Below are 15,104 nucleotides of genomic sequence, written 5' to 3' on the forward strand. Positions count from 1 at the left end.
GCCTTCCCCCGCGTGGGCCCGGTTCAGTCGGTGAGCAGCGCGGTGGGGGCCACACCGGCCAGGGCCCGCACCTCCCGGGTCAGGTGCGCCTGGTCGGCGTAGCCGGCCCGGGTGGCCACCTCGGCCAGGGACACCCCGGACCGGGCCAGGGCCAGGGCCCGGCGCATCCGCAGGATCCGGGCCAGGGTCTTCGGGCCGTACCCGTACAGGTGTCGGCTGTGTCGCAGCAGGCTGCGCGCGTCCAGGCCGACCCGGGCGGCGGTCTCGGCCACGGTGGCCCCGGCGGCCAGGGCGGCGGACACCCGCCGTCCCAGCGGATCCGGCCCACCGCAGGCCCGCAGTCGCCGCACCGCCTCCGCCACCAGGACCGCGCCCACCCCGTCAGCACCCGGGGTGCCGAGGCCGGCGGCGGCCGCTCCGCCCGGCGGTGACCCGGCGGGCCTCGACACGGCGGCGTCGGCGGCCCGGTCGGCCAGGGCCCTGGTCGCTCTGGCGCCCCAGAGGTCGGCGAGGGGCACCCGCCGGTCCCGCAGCTCCACGGCCGGGATCCCGAACACTGCCGGACCGACCCCGGGTGGCAGGCGCAGCCCGACCCAGTCCTCGGCCGGCGCGCTCTGGTTGAGGTAGGCGGTCCGGTCCGGCCCGGCGACCAGCAGTCCGGCCCGGCTGGACCAGAGCAGATCCAGGCAGCCGTCCGGGAGCACCCGCACGGGTCGCGGCTGTGCCGGGGCGGAGCTGCTCCACAACACTGCGCCGGCAACCCCGGCCGGACCTTCCCGGTACACGCCGTCAGTCTGCCCCGCCGAGGGTCGGGTTCGGCAGTCGGACGGTGAACACCGTACGGCCGGGTCGGCTGTCCAGGGCGACAGTGCCGTGGTGGGCGGCCACCACGGCGGCGACGATGGCCAGGCCCAGGCCGGTGCTGCCGTGGGTACGGGAGCGGGAGCTGTCCCCCCGGGCGAACCGTTCGAACACCTCGTCCCGCAGTTCGGGGGGAACCCCGGGGCCGTCGTCGGTGACACTGAGTTCGGCGGCCTCGCCGACCAGCCGCAGGCCGGTGGTGACCGTGCTGCCCGGCGGGGTGTGCACCCGGGCGTTGGCCAGCAGGTTGGTCAGCACCTGGTGCAGCCGGGCGGGATCACCCGGTACCCGGATGACCTGGTCGGGCAGGTCGAGCTGCCAGCGGTGGTCCGGGCCGGCGACATGGGCGTCGCTGACCGCGTCGATGACCAGGGCGGTGAGGTCCACCGACTCCACCGCCAGGGGGCGGCCGGAGTCCAGCCGGGCCAGCAGCAGCAGGTCGTCGACGAGGTTGGTCATCCGGGTACTCTCCGACTCCACCCGGCGCAGGGCGTGGGCCACGTCGGCCGGTACCCGGTCGTGGCCTCGGCGGGCCACCTCGGCGTAACCCCGGATCGCGGCCAGCGGGGTACGCAGTTCGTGGCTGGCGTCCGCGACGAACTGGCGTACCCGGGTCTCGCTGGCCTGACGGGCGGCCAGCGCGGCGGCGACATGCCCGAGCATCCGGTTCAGTGCGGCACCGACCTGCCCGACCTCGGTACGGGGATCGGTGTCGGCGGCCGGCACCCGCTCGGAGAGGGCCACCTCGCCGCGGTCCAGCCGCAGTTCGCTGACCCTACCGGCGGTGGCGGCCACCCGGCGCAGCGGACGCAGGGTGGCCCGGACGATCAGCGTGGCGGCGGTGCCGGCGACCAGCAGCCCGACGGCGGTGATCCCGGCCTGGGCCAGCACCAGCCATCCCACGGTCTCCTGGACCCCGGCCAGCGGTATCCCGAGCACCCGTACGGTGCCGGCGGTGGAGGTGCGGGCCACCAGCCGGTAGCTGCCCCGGTCGCCGAGGTCGCGGCTGTGCGCGCGGCCGTCGGCGGGCACCGTGGCCAGGGCGGCCACCTCCTCGACCGGTACCGCCTGCTCCTGCCGGTCGGCCAGGGTCCACGCCTCGGTTACCTGCCCGTCGACGATCCGGGCGTTGATGGTGCCGGGCGGGAATCCGCGCGGCACCCGAATCTCGGACCAGGCCGGGGTGCCCGGTCCGGGTTCCCCCGACGGCCCGCCGCGCATACCGGTCATCGGCAGCAGTTGCTCGTCCACCCGGGAGATCAGGAACTCCCGCAGCGCCGCCGTGGTGATCCCGCCGATGGCCAGGCTGACCACGGCCAGCAGGGCCACCAGGGTGACCACCAGCCGGGTACGCAGGGACCAGCCCGCCAGCCAGCGCCGCAGCACCCCTCACTCCGCCGGTTTGAGCAGGTAGCCGGCGCCCCGCAGGGTGTGGATCATCGGCTGCCGACCGGCGTCGATCTTCTTGCGCAGGTACGAGATGTACAGCTCGACCACGTTGGCCTGGCCGCCGAAGTCGTAGTGCCACACCCGGTCGAGGATCTGCGCCTTGCTCAGCACCCGACGGGGGTTGCGCATCAGGTACCGCAGCAGTTCGAACTCGGTGGCGGTCAGGGTGATCAGTTGGCCGTCCCGGCGTACCTCGTGGCTGTCCTCGTCCAGGGTCAGGTCCCCGACGGTCAGCACGGACTCCTGTTGGGCGGTGACGGCGAAGCCGGAGCGGCGCAGCAGGGCCCGCAGCCGGGCGATCACCTCCTCCAGGCTGAACGGCTTGGTCACATAGTCGTCCCCGCCCACGGTCAGCCCGGCGATGCGCTCCTCCACCGCGTCCCGGGCGGTCAGGAAGAGCACCGGCACCGACGGGTTGTCCGCACGCAGCCGGCGGAGCACCTCGAACCCGTCGAAGTCGGGCAGCATCACGTCGAGGATCACGGCGTCGGGCTGGAACTGTCGGGCCAGTCGGAGGGCATCCGTGCCGTCCCCGGCCGTCCGCACCTGCCAGCCCTCGTAGCGCAGGGCCATCGACAGCAGGTCGGTCAGGGTCGCCTCGTCGTCGACCACCAGCACCCGGACGGGTTCGCCGTCGGGCCGGCACAACGGCACCCGACCCGGCCCGTTCTCCCTCTCGGTCATCATGGCCTCATCGTGGTCCGGCACGCGGGAGGCGACCTGTGCGGATCCTGTGGGCCGGCTGTGGGTACGGGCGGCTCACTCGCTGACCCCTACCGGGTCGGTGCGCACGAAACGCATCGTCCAGACGGTTCCGTCGGGACGCTGGCGGGCGTACAGATGATCGGCGGCCGGGGTGGGCGCGGCCTCCGGGCGACGCAGCACCCACAACCGGGGCGGCGCACCGTCCGGACCGGCGGGTAGTTCCCGCACCAGGTCATGGGCCGGGCCACCGACAAAGCGTACGGTCACCTCACTCATCACCCGTTCCCCTCCAGACTCCCTGGTATCGCGGCTCCCCGGCTCGCACGCTAACGCACTGACCGCCGACAGAAGCCGGTTTGCCCTGATCGGAGGTGGGGTACCGGTGCCCGAAGGCGGGTGCGGCAGCCGGGCAGGCACCCGGCGAAGGGCAAGGGGCGGTCGATGAGAACGCTGGACGGGCGGTACCGGCTCGAACAGCGCATCGGCGTCGGTGGGATGTCCGAGGTGTGGCAGGCCCACGACACGGTGCTGGACCGGCCGGTGGCGGTCAAACTGGTGTCACCGGATCAGCCGGACGGGGCCTCCTCGGTGGCCCGTATCCAGGCCGAGGCCCGTTCCGCCGCCCGGCTGGTGCATCCCAACATCGCCAGCGTGCACGACTTCGGCACCTGCGCCACCATCCCCGGCCGGGAGACGCCGTACCTGGTGATGGAGCTGGTGCAGGGCGAGACCCTCGCCGCCCACCTGCGGGTCGCCCCGCTGGACTGGCGCATCGCGGCCCGGGTCTGCGCGGAGGTCAGCGCCGCCCTGGCCGCCGCGCACGCGCACGGCATCGTGCACCGTGACGTGAAGCCGGCCAACGTGATGCTCACCCCTTCCGGGGCCAAGGTGCTCGACTTCGGTATCGCCACCCCGGCCGGTGCCACCGAGACCATGCCGGAGGGCATGGTGGTCGGCACTCCGGCCTATCTGGCCCCGGAACAGCTGCGTCGGGCGCCCATCACCCCGGCGGCCGACATGTACGCCCTCGGGGTACTGCTCTACTGCTGCCTGACCGGGCGACTGCCGTACGCGGCCGACAGTGTCACCCAGTTGCTGGGGCCGGACCGGCGGCAGCCCCCGCAGCCCCTGCCGGAGGTGCCCGGGCTGCCCGCCGAGGTGGCCGACATCTGCCGGCGCTGCCTGGCCGAGGAGCCCTCCCGGCGGCCCAGCAGCCTGGTCACCGCGCTGCTGTTGGCCGAGGTGGTGGACGCCCGGGTGTACGTGCCGATGCACGAGCCGCTGCTACCTCGACAGCGCCCGGCACCGGTGAGCCCCTGGACGGAGCGGGCCGCCGCCGCGGCCACCGAGGCGGCCGTCGGGGTGCAGTGGAGCCGCCACGGCGACTGACCTCCCGGTTTCACCGGGTCCGGCTCGGGTAGCCGGGCGGTGAGTGACGGGAGGAACGCGATGAGTTCCTGGCTTAACGAGGTTGCCGCCGTGACCGCCGAGGGCGGCCACATCCACACCGACGACGAGGCGCTGTCCACCGCCCTGGCCTCACCACTGGCACGACACTGCACCGGGCTTACCCCCTCGCAGCTGCTGGCCGCCGCGTACGCGTCCTGCCTGCACCATGCCGCCGTGGAGGCGGCCGGCGGGATCACCGACGAGGCACACACCGTGCAGGTACGCGCGGAGGCGAAGCTGGGCCGCGACGACGACGGACGGTACCGGGCCGACGTGCACGCCTCGATCTCCTCGGCCGGGCTGAGCCGCCAGCAGCTGGCGGAGCTGGTCGAGCACGCCGACCGGCTGTGGCCCTTCTCCCGCGAGGACGGCAGCCGACACCGGCTGACGGTCAGCCCGGCGGAGAACGGGCGGCATTAGGCGATCGGGTGTCGCAGCCGGTCCGGCCCGGACCGGCTGCGGACGGACACCTCCAGCGAGTGGGTCGGGGTGGCGGCTGGGCCGACCGCCCCATCAGTGGCTTCCGCAGGGCCGACAGCGGGGTGGGCCGTTCGGTGGAGGCGATCAGGGGGACCATTCATTGACCCAAGATCACCTTTTCCGGACAGTTACTGGTGACATTACGGTCATTGCCGAAATAGCCGGTTGGCGTAATTTGTGAGCTACCGGAACGGATATGGAGTTTCACCCGGCCGTTAGCCGCAAATTGTGACGCATGCCATCAACTCACCCGATGCCAGCGCGCCCTGGGCTCTCTAACCTCGGCGAATGCACCCCGACGACGACATCGACCAGACGCTGCCCCCACAGCAACCGGCGAGCCTATCGGCCGACGGAGCATCATCCGAACGGGCCGGCAGGCACCGCGCCACCCTCCCGGGCATCCGGGCCCGGCTGGGTGGTACCCGGCTCCGGGTGGCCCTGGCCACCGGCCTGACCTGCTGCCTTGGGGCGACCGCGGTGGCGGTGGCGGCTGTCCGCGCAACCGACGAAGGCCCGCGGGCACAGGTCGCCGAGGCGGTGGCCGACCGGGCCCGGCTCGTCGAGGAGGGCGCGGCCTCCCGGTCCCTGGCACGCAGCCCCTCGCCCACCCCACCGGCCAGCCCCAGCCCTTCGGCCTCCCCCTCGGCCAAGCCGTCAGCCACCCCGAAGCCGAAGAAGACCACCGCCAAGCCGACCCGACCGCCCCGCCCCAAGCCGGTCGCCGGGCTCACCCAGGTGCAGATGGACAACGCCAAGGTGATCGTGGACGTCGGGGTCGAGATGAAGATCCCCCGCAAGGGCCTGGTCGTCGCCGTGGCCACCGCCATGCAGGAGAGCACCCTGCTCAACTACGCCAGCGGAGTGCTGCCGGAGTCCCAGAACTACCCCCACCAGGCCATCGGCTGGGACCACGACTCCGTCGGGCTGTTCCAGCAGCGTCCGAGTAGCGGCTGGGGCACCGTACGCGACCTGATGCGTCCCGCGTACGCGTCCCGCGCCTTCTACGAGGCCCTGCTCCAGGTGCCCGGCTGGCAGCAGATGGCCGTGACCCTGGCGGCCCAGGCCGTGCAGGTCTCCGCGTACCCCTACGCCTACGCCCAGCACGAGCAGCGGGCGGAGACCATCGTCGCGGCGCTGCTCAGCTAGGCGCCGGTCAGGGCCGCTGCTTGGGCAGTACGACCACCCGGCCGAAGAACTCGTCGATGCGGTGCACCACATCGTTGAAGTCGTCGAGATCGATCGGCTTGGTGACGTACGCGTTGGCCTGCAAGGTGTAGCTGCTGATGATGTCGGTGTCGGCGTTGGAGGTGGTCAGCACGACGATCGGGATGCTGCGCAGGTCCGCGTCGCCCTTCACCTCGCCGAGCACCTGGCGCCCGTCCATCCGGGGCATGTTCAGGTCGAGCAGGATCACGTCCGGGCGGTGGGCCCCACTGTGCCTACCCTCCCGGCGCAGGAACTCCATCGCCTCCTGGCCGTCGCCGACCACGTCGATGACCTTTTCGACGTCCGAGGTCGCCAACGCTTCCTCGATCATGAGCACATCACCCGGGTCGTCGTCCACGACGAGGATGCGAACCGGGTCAAGGGTACGAGCGGCCATCATTACCTGCCTCAGGTCGGCGAGGACGGGATCGACGATCCCATACTGGCGGGAATCTAGCCCATTCCGGCACTGTCGTCCGGCCCCGGGTCGGCAGTACCGTACCCGAGCACATCGGCCAGTCCGGTCACCTTGAGCACCCGTTCCACCCGACCCCTGGCGCCGGTGATCCGCAGCCAGCCACCCTGCGCCGCGGCACGGTTGTCACCACGGACGAAGACCGCGATCCCGGTCGAGTCACAGAAGGTCAGGTCGGACAGATCGACCAGCAGGCGCCGCTGCCCCGCCGCGGCCAACCGGTCGATCGCCTCGTTGAGCTCCGGGGCACTGCTCATGTCGAGCTCACCGGCGAGACACAGGCGGGCCGGCCCTTCCGCGTCACGACCGGCGTACGTGACGGTCAACGTCACGGCAATCCCCTCTCGCCGCCTGAGGACGAATGCTTGCAGTGGGCGAAGTATAGAGCGCGCCGCCGGGCGGGCCGCAGTTACGCCGCCGGTGGGTGGTCGGGCCGCCCGACCGCCGGCAACGAGGCCGCACCGGCGGCCAGGAAGGCCGCCGCACGCGGAAAATCGTGCAGGGTGACCGCGTAGTGCCGCAGGGTAGCCCCGACCGCGGTGGCCGGCACTCCCCGACTGGCCAGAATGGTCACCAGCCAGTCGACGAACTCCGTGAACAGTGAGCCGTCGTCGACATAGAGGGCGGCGGCCAGGAAGTCCAGGATGTAGCCGAGGTCGCTGACCGTGGAGTCCAGTTGGGCCGGGGTGTAGTCCCGGGTGGCCGGGATCCGCCGGGTCAGGTCGGCCAGGGCGCTGTCGATCAGCTCGCCACGACGGCTGACCAGGCTGGGGTACTCGTCGTCGGCCAGATGGGCCAGCGCGGCCGGTGCGGTGGCCCGCAGCGCCCGCTCGTCGGCGAGCAGGTCCGCGGCGGTGGGCCCGTCCGGCGCCCAGGCCACCCCGAGCCGCCGCGCCCACCGGCCGTCCGTGCCGAAACCCCGGCCGCCGACCACTACCGGCACGTCCGAACGCCGGCAGGCCTCGATCATCCGATGCGCCTGCGGCAGTCGCATCGGCAGCGCACAGGCCAGGGCGACCGCGTACGCGTCATGCCGGTGCAGGTACGACACCAGGTGCGCGGCCGGCACGCTGGCCCCCAGGAAGGTCACCTGCCAGCCCTGCAACCGCAGCACCTCGGCGACCAACCGGGCCGGCAGGGCGTGCCACTCACCGTCCATACAGGCCACCACGATCCGACCCCGGTCGCCTCGGACATTGGCGTACCCGGCTACCGCCGCCACCACCCGCTCGCTGACGTGGGTCGCCGCATGTTCCTGGGCCACACTCCATTCGTTGCGGGCCCAGCGCTCCCCCACCTCGGCCTGGGCCGGTGCGACCAGGTCCAGCAGCACCCGGTCGGCGGGCACCCCCGCCTCGAGCAGTTCCCGGGCCACCTCGATGGCGGCCGACTCGTCGGCCTCGGCCAGGCAGTGCAGGTACCGCGGATAGAGTGCGGCGAGGGAGGTTTCCGTCGTCGCCATGGTCACGGTGTCGTCGCCCCTTCCCGAGCCACCCCGGTCGGAGTGGGGACCGCGTGCAGGTGTCGGTGCGGCCGGCCCCCGACGCCGGCGGCACGCAGCGCGAGCACCGCGATGTCGTCGTGGTCACGCTGGGCCAGCCAGTCGCAGGTGACCTGTTCGATTCGTTCGGCCAGGGCCGGAGCCGGCATCCGCTGGCAGCCGGTCAACGCCTGCATCAACCGGTCGGTGCCGAGTTGCTCGACTCCCCGCCGGCCACCCCGGGCCTCGGTCACCCCGTCGCTGTAGAGCAGGCAGGTCTCGCCGGGGGCCAGTCGGGTGGAGACCTGATCGACCCGGGGATCGGCGACCACCCCGATGAGCATCCCGCTGAGCGGGAGCTGTTCCACCTCGCCGGAGGCGCGCACCACCAGCGGAGGCAGATGACCGCCGCCGGCCAGGGTCAACGACAGTCCACCGTCGCGGTGCGGCCGGACCACTCCCAGGACCATCGTGGCGAACCGGCCCTGCCCGTGCGCCAGGGTGGTCTCCAGCAGCGCGTCGTTGAGCAGCCGCAGCAGCCGGGCCGGTTGGGACTCGATACGGTGCAGGGCGTGCAGGCACTGGCGCAGCTGACCGGTGAAGACCGCAGCCTCGACCCCCTTGCCGGAGACGTCACCGAGGAAGAACACCGAGCCGCCGTCGGGCAGCCGGTGTGCGCCGTAGAAGTCCCCACCGATGCGCAGACCGGCCTGCGCCGGCCGGTACGCCGTGCCCCACTGCACCCCCGGCGCCTGCGCCGGTTCCACCGGCAGCAGGCTGGCCTGCAAGGTGTCGGCCACCTCGGCCTGGTTGCGGTAGAGCAGGGCGGTGGTCAGCGCGGCCCCGGCCCGGTCGGCGAAGGCCCGCAGCAGGTCCAGATCGTCCTCGGTGTACCACCGGGGCGCCGGACGGGCCACCAGCAGTACGCCTGCGGGGGCGTCCCGACCGGGCAACGACACCAGTCGGGCGCAGACCTCGGCCGCGTTGTGCCCGGGCAGCCAGCCCGCCCCGACCGCCTGCTCGGCCAACCAGTCGACCGTGTGCGGCTGCACCCCGTGCAGGCTCTCGGCGACGGCCGCGGGCATCTCACCGGTGTGCAGCGCCCCTCGGTCCAGGATGGACTGCCCGTCGTCGGCCTGACTGGCCCGCCACCACCGGGCGCGTCCCGAGCGGGGGGCCAGAATCAGCACCGCCGTCTCGGCCAGGGTCGGCACGGCCAGCCGGACCACCGCGGCGGCGGCCCGGTCGGGATGCAACGGATTGCCGAGCTTCTCCCCCACCATCGCCAGGAAGGCCGATCGGGCCCGCTCGGCCGCCAGGGCGTCGACCGGCCCCGTGTGTTCGCTGAGGTCTTCCACGTACCAGCAGCTGCGCCCGGCGGATAACGACACCCGGCGGACCCGCAGCCGGCGTCCGTGCCGGGTGATCTCGGCGACCGGGCCGGGCAGGGCCTCGAACTCGGCGCAGCTGCCGCCCACGACGATCTCCGGCAGCAACCGCGCGGCGACCGGGCTCACCTGCCACACCATGCCGTCCGGGCCGCACAGCACCAGGCCCTCCCGCAGGTGCTCGACGACCACCGGCCAGTCGGCCGCGCTCAGCGACGGATCGATGGCGGGCAGTGCGGCTGCGGACAGGTCGGTGCGCCACGCCGGCTCCTGCGGGGCATTCGGCGTGAACCGTCCGTCGCCGGGGTCGATGTCCCTGACGTCGGCACCAGTCACCAGATAAGCCCCACTCCATCTCGATTCCGCACCCACGCAGCGGCGGTGTGCCTGGTCGCTGTCCCGCCCCCAGGGTACGCCGGTGTCGTCGCCGCGCCACCCAGGCGGCCGTCGGGCAGCCCGTTCGACCGCCACTCAGGTGGCCGTGAGCGGCCCGGTCGACTGCCGTAAGGCGAGGCGCCGTCAAGGTTGTTACGATCCGGACGCCCCCGTCCGCCCGCCACCCCGCGGAAGGCGTGATCGTTGCTGTCCCACGGTCGAAGACCCGAGACCACTCCGTTGAGCGTGTCAGTCGACCGGTCCGATCCCGACATTCCGGTGATCCGGGTGGGTGGCGACCTCGCCTACACCACGGCCGGGCCGCTGCGTACGGAGATCGACCGGGAACTGCGGGCCGGTCCCCGCGCCCTCGTACTCGACTTCGCCGACCTTCAGTTCATCGACAGCACCGGGCTCAGCATCATCGTGCACGCCTGGCGGGAAGGGCTGCGCGACGGGGTGACCCTGCGGCTGCGCGCGGTGCCCCGGTTCCTGGCGACCATCCTGGACATGACCGGGGTGACCGGCCTGCTGACTCGCTCGACCGGCGGCGAGGGGCCGGTCAGCACCGAACCGGACGGCCAACCCACCGTCCCCGCCTGAGCGACCGGCCTACGCCGCGGCCCGGCACGGGGGTCGACAGTGGCGCGGACCGCGAAAGACGTACCCCGCGACTTGCGTTCCCTCGTCGGGCTGGGAGCATGGAGTCATGTCCTCACAGCTGTTGGTCATCGAGGTCAGCCGGTTCGACGTCGGACATGCGGAGCTGCGGCTCACCGGTGACCTGGACTTCGACAGCGCTCCGGAACTGATCGCCGCCGTCGAGCAGGTACGCCGGGACGGCTACCAGCACCTGGTCATCGACCTGGCCGGAGTGAGTCTGTGCGACTCCTCGGGCCTCAGCGCTCTCGTGGTGGCCCACCGGGGCAGCCCGGTGCCGATCCGCCTGACCGGTGTCAACCCCAACCTTCGCCAACTGCTGGACCGCACCGGTCTGGCCGAGCTGCTCCAGGTGTCCGCGGCCGGCGACGACGACGTGCAGGCGGCGGGCTGACCGGGCGCCCACCGGGTTCGGGGGTGCCCCCGACCCTGGGACCAGGGGTCGGGGGCCGGAGGAATGCTCAGGTGGCCGCGACGACCGGCCCGGCACGGCGGGCCTCGGGGGTCGACTCCGCGTCGTCGGGGGCCCCGGAATCCGGCGTCTGGAACAGATAGCGGACGAACTCCGCATCCGTGTCGTCGTCGCCGGGCCACTGTCCCGCGCAGTCGACCCCGATCACCTCCCGCCCGGTGCCGTCGGTCTCCTCCAGCAGCGCCCACAGGCTCACCGGGTAACAGCGGGTGTTCTCCGGAGCCAGGAGCCATCGGGAGTACCAGCCGGGCCTGGCCGGGACGATCTCGACAATCCGCTTCATGACGACCTGCCCTCCGCATGCCATCGGAAGATCTCCGGTCCACGGCGATCATCTGCGCCGGTCGGGTGAGCGGCCCTCACCCGGCGGGGATGAAGCGTCGCCGACCGTCACCGACCCGGTCCGGCCGCTCGTTTCGTGCCCGGCGGCGACGGGAAGGCCACCGCTGAGCCCGGAGCAGAACACCAGCGAAAGCGAGGTGTCAGCATGCGCAAGCAGATGGAGGGCGACAACCAACGTAGGCGGGCATTGGCCCGACAGGCCCGCGAGCGCGGCACCCAGGCCGCCGACACCGGGGCCAGCCTGAGTTCGTCAAAGCAGCTCACCCATCTCGACCAGGCCCGGCGCGACGGCCCACCGCCGGCCGGTAGCCGGCACAAACCGAACACCACACGCGGTGGTCCGGCCCCGCCGCCGGCCGCTGTCCCGCAGACCCAGCGACCCCTGCCCGAGATGGACCCGACCTCTGCCGGAGTGGAGCCGATCGGCTACCAGGACCTCGTCGCCGAGGTCGGTCGCCGGGCCGGCGTCGACTTCCGCACCGCCAAGGTGGGCGTGGAGTCCACCGTGCTGGTCCTGGCCTGGGCCCTCGGCGCGGAACAGCGACAACGCCTGCTCCAGTCCGTCCCGGCGTCACTGCACAGTGTCGTACCGGTCGACGGTGTCGAACGGCACTCGGATCTGCCCGGCTTCCTGTCCGAGGTCGGACGGCTCAGCGGCCGCAGCCCGGAGCAGGCCCGCTACCAGGTCGAGGCCACCCTGGCGACGCTCGCCGAACACGATCACGACCTGGTCGAGTCGTTGCACGTGCCGGACGACCTGCGGGAACTGCTCAACCCGCCGGCCGTCGGTGGTGGGCTGGTCGGGGCCAGCAGCGCCACGCCGCCCCTGACCGGTGCGCAACGTAGCGCCGCGCTGACCGACCTGCCGTACTGGTCGGACGACGGCGAGGCCCTGACCCGCACCCTGGTGCTACCGGCGGACAGCCTGGACCGGGTCCTGGACCGTCTCGATCAACTCCGCGACCAGATCGGTCGAGGGCCCCGCATCGGCCGGGCGGACCCGAGCACGGCCGTGCTCAGCGTCAGCACCGGCAGCGCCCGTGGGGTGACCGAGCTGGACGTGGACCTGGCCCACGCGGTGGACGCCGCGATCGACGAGGCGGGCGCGGGCCTGTCCTCCGGCTGAGCCGACCCGGGTGTGGGCCGACCGGTCGGCCAGCCGCACGATGGGCGGCCCCCGCCGCGCCCACACCACCTTTGCTCTGCTTCACCCCGCGCACGGGTCGGATCTGCTTCCCGTTGCGTGGGTTGAAGCAGAGCAAGCGGGCCCGGGATCAGGGGGCAGCCCGGCCGCCCTGGGGCAAGAGACAAGCGGGGTGGTCAGTGGGCCCAGGCCGGCATCTCCGGGGACGTGCTCTCCAGTGGTACCGCGTTGGCCGGGACGAGGCCCAGTTGGGCCGCCGAGCGGGGCAGGGCGGCGTCCAGGGCCCAGTCGGCGCCGATCCGGGCCCGGTTGCCGGGGATGGCCAGCAGGTGATAGCCGCGGGTGACCGCCTTGGCCGGCAGGCCGGACAGCGGGACCTTCAGCGGGTTGGCGGCGGCCTGCTTGCCGCCGAGGTCCACCACCCAGCCCAGGTCGTGGTGCTTGTACGGGCGACGCCGGCCCTGGCCGTAGGAGGCGGCGATGTTGTGGGCGGCGAGTCTGCCCTGCCGTTGGGCGTGCTGGGCGGTCATGGTGCAGATCTCGCCCGGCCGGGTCAGGTCGGGCACGGCGGCGGCGTCACCGCAGGCGTACACCTCGGGGAAGCCGGGGACGTTGAGGTACTCGTCGACGACCAACCGACCCTTCTCGGTACGCAGACCCAACTGTGCCACGAAGGGGTCGGGGCGTACCCCGACGCACCAGACCAGGGAGCAGGTGGGCACGTACTCCCCGTCGGTGAGTTTTACCCCGTCGGCGGTGGCGACCGCCACGGAGGTACCCATCCGGACGTCCACGCCGCGGCGGCGCAGCACGCGGTCCGCGGTGCGGGACATCCGCTGGTCCAGCTCGGGCAGCACCCGGGGTGCGACATCCAGCAGCATCCACTTGGGGCGGATCTTCAGTCGCGGGCGTTGGGCGGCCAGGGCGTCGGTGAACAGCTGGCCGTGGGCGGCCACCTCCGTACCGGTGTAGCCGGCGCCGACCACCACGAAGGTCGCCCGGGCCTGCTGCTCGGTGGGGTCGGTCGCCTGCTCGGCCAACTCCACCTGCCGAACCACATGGTCGTGCAGGTAGACCGCCTCGGGCAGGCCACGGAAGCCGTGCGCGTACTCGGTCACCCCGGGGATGGGCAGCAGCTTGTTGACGCTGCCGACGGACAGGACCAGCCGGTCGTAGGCCAGCCGGTTGCGATCCCCCTCGGCCTGGGTGAAGCCCACCCACCGATTTTGCAGGTCGACGTGGTCGGCCTCCCCGACGACCACCCGGACGTCGTCCAGGGTGCCGGTCAACGGCACGGCGATCCGGCCCGGCTCCACCACCCCCGCCGCCACCTCGGGCAACAGCGGCAGATACAGGAAGTAGTCCGTCGAGTTGAGCAGGACGATCTCGGCCCGGCCCCGGGCCAGCCGGCTCAATGTCTTCGCCGCGTGGTAACCGGCGAACCCGGCTCCCACGATCACCACACGAGGTTTCGTCATCCTGGCCCGGTTCCCGTGGGCGGCCGGGACAAACGTCAGGTCAGCGCCGTTCGGTGATGACCTCTTTCGACCCCGGTACGACATTGCGGGTCGCCCGCAGGCTGGTGATGGTGACGGTGATCAGCACGGCGACGATGACCAGCAGGGAGATCTCGGTGGGGATCACCGGGACGCTCTCCCAGATGCCGTGCGCCCAGTGCAGGCCGAGCTTGACCCCGATGAAGGCCAGGATGATCGCCAGCCCGTAGGTGAGGTGCACCAGTCGGCTCAGCGCCGCGTGCAGCACGAAGTACAGAGCGCGCAGGCCCAGCAGGGCGAAGGCGTTGGTGGCGAAGACCAGGTACGGGTCCTCGGTGATGCCGTAGACGGCCGGCACGGAGTCGACCGCGAAGACCACGTCGGTGGCCAGTACGGCGACCACCACCAGCGCCAGCGGGGTCAGGGCCCGTCGACCGTCGACCCGTACGGTCATCTTGGTGCCGTGGTACTCGTTGACCACCGGCATGAACCGGCGCAGCAGGCGAACCGAGCGCATGTTGGCGATGTCGACGCTCTGTTCGTGGCCGGTGAAGGCGTCCCGGATCAGCTTGGCGGCGGTGACCAGCAGGATCAGGGCGAAGATCAGGAAGGCGAAGTCCAGGGTCTGCAGGGCCGCGGCGCCGATGGCGATGAAGATGCCGCGCAGCACCAGGGCACCGGCGATGCCGAACAGCAGCACCCGCTGGGCGAGCACGCTGGGCACCGCGAAGGCGGCCAGCAGCAGCATGAAGACGAAGAGGTTGTCGACCGACAGCGACTTCTCGACCAGGTAGCCGGCCAGGTAGTCGATGCCCTCCTGTCTGCCGTACCGGGACCAGACCCAGGCCCCGAAGGCCAACGGCAGGGCTATGTAGAAGGCCGACCAGCCGAGTGCCTCTTTCAGCGACACCTCATGTGGGCGTCGGGTCACCACGAAGTCGAGCACCAGCAGCGCGATGACCCCGGCGATGGTGATCGCCCAGAGCGAGGGCGTACCGATGGACTGAAAACCGGCAGCTACGTACGACATTTCGGACATGGGGCCTCCTCGAACACCGTGTCATGTTCGAGGTCTCCTTCACCCAGTATTCGCTGGGCAACCACCCGAGGCGCACCCCG

17 protein-coding genes are annotated in these 15,104 nt (G+C 72.2%); 6 read left to right on the forward strand and 11 right to left on the reverse strand.

What is annotated here, in order from left to right:
• Positions 1-23 precede the first annotated feature (23 nt).
• The 4 genes from ABZ795_RS20440 to ABZ795_RS20455 all read right to left on the reverse strand — a co-directional run bounded on the left by ABZ795_RS20440 (position 24) and on the right by ABZ795_RS20455 (position 3,291).
• Positions 24-785: a helix-turn-helix domain-containing protein gene (locus ABZ795_RS20440; protein ID WP_357531506.1), complete on the reverse strand. Its 762-nt coding sequence runs from the start codon at positions 783-785 to the stop codon at positions 24-26.
• A 4-nt stretch (positions 786-789) separates the two neighbouring features.
• Positions 790-2,232: a HAMP domain-containing sensor histidine kinase gene (locus ABZ795_RS20445; protein WP_357531543.1), complete on the reverse strand. Its 1,443-nt coding sequence runs from the start codon at positions 2,230-2,232 to the stop codon at positions 790-792.
• A gap of 18 nt (positions 2,233-2,250) precedes the next feature.
• Complete coding sequence (locus ABZ795_RS20450; RefSeq protein ID WP_327025459.1) at positions 2,251-2,997, reverse strand: response regulator transcription factor; 747 nt, start codon at positions 2,995-2,997, stop codon at positions 2,251-2,253.
• A 72-nt stretch (positions 2,998-3,069) separates the two neighbouring features.
• Positions 3,070-3,291, reverse strand: coding sequence for a hypothetical protein (locus ABZ795_RS20455; RefSeq protein ID WP_357531507.1), 222 nt, complete (start codon positions 3,289-3,291; stop codon positions 3,070-3,072).
• Positions 3,292-3,456: 165 nt separating this feature from the next.
• On the opposite strand from ABZ795_RS20455, the gene ABZ795_RS20460 reads away from it, so the two are divergent.
• The 3 genes from ABZ795_RS20460 to ABZ795_RS20470 all read left to right on the forward strand — a co-directional run bounded on the left by ABZ795_RS20460 (position 3,457) and on the right by ABZ795_RS20470 (position 6,093).
• Positions 3,457-4,404, forward strand: coding sequence for a serine/threonine-protein kinase (locus ABZ795_RS20460; RefSeq protein WP_357531508.1), 948 nt, complete (start codon positions 3,457-3,459; stop codon positions 4,402-4,404).
• Positions 4,405-4,464: 60 nt separating this feature from the next.
• Positions 4,465-4,884, forward strand: a complete 420-nt coding sequence (locus ABZ795_RS20465; protein ID WP_327025456.1) for an OsmC family protein — start codon at positions 4,465-4,467, stop codon at positions 4,882-4,884.
• A gap of 348 nt (positions 4,885-5,232) precedes the next feature.
• A complete protein-coding gene (locus tag ABZ795_RS20470; protein WP_357531509.1) occupies positions 5,233-6,093 on the forward strand; it encodes a hypothetical protein in 861 nt (286 codons plus the stop codon).
• A gap of 7 nt (positions 6,094-6,100) precedes the next feature.
• Here ABZ795_RS20470 and ABZ795_RS20475 read toward each other — a convergent pair whose 3' ends face one another.
• From ABZ795_RS20475 to ABZ795_RS20490, 4 genes are all read right to left on the reverse strand, one after another.
• Entirely contained in the window at positions 6,101-6,553 is a 453-nt protein-coding gene (locus tag ABZ795_RS20475) for a response regulator (protein WP_357531510.1), read from the reverse strand.
• Positions 6,554-6,606: 53 nt separating this feature from the next.
• A complete protein-coding gene (locus ABZ795_RS20480; RefSeq protein WP_327025453.1) occupies positions 6,607-6,960 on the reverse strand; it encodes an STAS domain-containing protein in 354 nt (117 codons plus the stop codon).
• 77 nt (positions 6,961-7,037) lie between these two features.
• Positions 7,038-8,090, reverse strand: a complete 1,053-nt coding sequence (locus tag ABZ795_RS20485) for a cobalamin-dependent protein (RefSeq protein ID WP_357531511.1) — start codon at positions 8,088-8,090, stop codon at positions 7,038-7,040.
• Between the two features lie 2 nt (positions 8,091-8,092).
• Positions 8,093-9,832: a GAF domain-containing SpoIIE family protein phosphatase gene (locus ABZ795_RS20490; RefSeq protein ID WP_357531512.1), complete on the reverse strand. Its 1,740-nt coding sequence runs from the start codon at positions 9,830-9,832 to the stop codon at positions 8,093-8,095.
• Positions 9,833-10,117: 285 nt separating this feature from the next.
• On the opposite strand from ABZ795_RS20490, the gene ABZ795_RS20495 reads away from it, so the two are divergent.
• Positions 10,118-10,474: an STAS domain-containing protein gene (locus tag ABZ795_RS20495; RefSeq protein WP_327025450.1), complete on the forward strand. Its 357-nt coding sequence runs from the start codon at positions 10,118-10,120 to the stop codon at positions 10,472-10,474.
• A gap of 106 nt (positions 10,475-10,580) precedes the next feature.
• Positions 10,581-10,925: an STAS domain-containing protein gene (locus ABZ795_RS20500; protein WP_327025449.1), complete on the forward strand. Its 345-nt coding sequence runs from the start codon at positions 10,581-10,583 to the stop codon at positions 10,923-10,925.
• Positions 10,926-10,992: 67 nt separating this feature from the next.
• On the opposite strand, the gene ABZ795_RS20505 is transcribed toward ABZ795_RS20500, so the two are convergent.
• Positions 10,993-11,286, reverse strand: a complete 294-nt coding sequence (locus ABZ795_RS20505; protein WP_327025448.1) for a hypothetical protein — start codon at positions 11,284-11,286, stop codon at positions 10,993-10,995.
• A 204-nt stretch (positions 11,287-11,490) separates the two neighbouring features.
• Here ABZ795_RS20505 and ABZ795_RS20510 point away from each other — a divergent pair, with 204 nt between their 5' ends.
• Complete coding sequence (locus ABZ795_RS20510) at positions 11,491-12,471, forward strand: DUF2267 domain-containing protein (RefSeq protein WP_327025447.1); 981 nt, start codon at positions 11,491-11,493, stop codon at positions 12,469-12,471.
• A 194-nt stretch (positions 12,472-12,665) separates the two neighbouring features.
• On the opposite strand, the gene ABZ795_RS20515 is transcribed toward ABZ795_RS20510, so the two are convergent.
• On the reverse strand, positions 12,666-13,967 hold the full coding sequence (locus ABZ795_RS20515; protein WP_357531513.1) for an NAD(P)/FAD-dependent oxidoreductase: 1,302 nt from the start codon (positions 13,965-13,967) through the stop codon (positions 12,666-12,668).
• Positions 13,968-14,007: 40 nt separating this feature from the next.
• On the reverse strand, positions 14,008-15,024 hold the full coding sequence (locus tag ABZ795_RS20520) for a TerC/Alx family metal homeostasis membrane protein (protein WP_357531514.1): 1,017 nt from the start codon (positions 15,022-15,024) through the stop codon (positions 14,008-14,010).
• Between the last annotated feature and the right edge of the window lie 80 nt (positions 15,025-15,104).

The sequence above is a fragment of the Micromonospora sp. NPDC047134 genome, assembly GCF_040643455.1.
In the GTDB taxonomy this organism is placed as follows: Bacteria; Actinomycetota; Actinomycetes; order Mycobacteriales; family Micromonosporaceae; genus Micromonospora.

What these genes read in the sequence shown, in the direction of transcription:
- ABZ795_RS20470 (WP_357531509.1), top strand. Translation starts at nt 5,233, where the DNA reads ATGCACCCCGACGACGACATCGACCAGACGCTGCCCCCACAGCAACCG.
- ABZ795_RS20475 (WP_357531510.1), bottom strand. Translation starts at nt 6,553, where the DNA reads ATGATGGCCGCTCGTACCCTTGACCCGGTTCGCATCCTCGTCGTGGAC.
- ABZ795_RS20455 (WP_357531507.1), bottom strand. Translation starts at nt 3,291, where the DNA reads ATGAGTGAGGTGACCGTACGCTTTGTCGGTGGCCCGGCCCATGACCTG.
- ABZ795_RS20520 (WP_357531514.1), bottom strand. Translation starts at nt 15,024, where the DNA reads ATGTCCGAAATGTCGTACGTAGCTGCCGGTTTTCAGTCCATCGGTACG.
- ABZ795_RS20460 (WP_357531508.1), top strand. Translation starts at nt 3,457, where the DNA reads ATGAGAACGCTGGACGGGCGGTACCGGCTCGAACAGCGCATCGGCGTC.
- ABZ795_RS20500 (WP_327025449.1), top strand. Translation starts at nt 10,581, where the DNA reads ATGTCCTCACAGCTGTTGGTCATCGAGGTCAGCCGGTTCGACGTCGGA.
- ABZ795_RS20465 (WP_327025456.1), top strand. Translation starts at nt 4,465, where the DNA reads ATGAGTTCCTGGCTTAACGAGGTTGCCGCCGTGACCGCCGAGGGCGGC.
- ABZ795_RS20450 (WP_327025459.1), bottom strand. Translation starts at nt 2,997, where the DNA reads ATGATGACCGAGAGGGAGAACGGGCCGGGTCGGGTGCCGTTGTGCCGG.
- ABZ795_RS20485 (WP_357531511.1), bottom strand. Translation starts at nt 8,090, where the DNA reads ATGGCGACGACGGAAACCTCCCTCGCCGCACTCTATCCGCGGTACCTG.
- ABZ795_RS20515 (WP_357531513.1), bottom strand. Translation starts at nt 13,967, where the DNA reads ATGACGAAACCTCGTGTGGTGATCGTGGGAGCCGGGTTCGCCGGTTAC.
- ABZ795_RS20510 (WP_327025447.1), top strand. Translation starts at nt 11,491, where the DNA reads ATGCGCAAGCAGATGGAGGGCGACAACCAACGTAGGCGGGCATTGGCC.
- ABZ795_RS20505 (WP_327025448.1), bottom strand. Translation starts at nt 11,286, where the DNA reads ATGAAGCGGATTGTCGAGATCGTCCCGGCCAGGCCCGGCTGGTACTCC.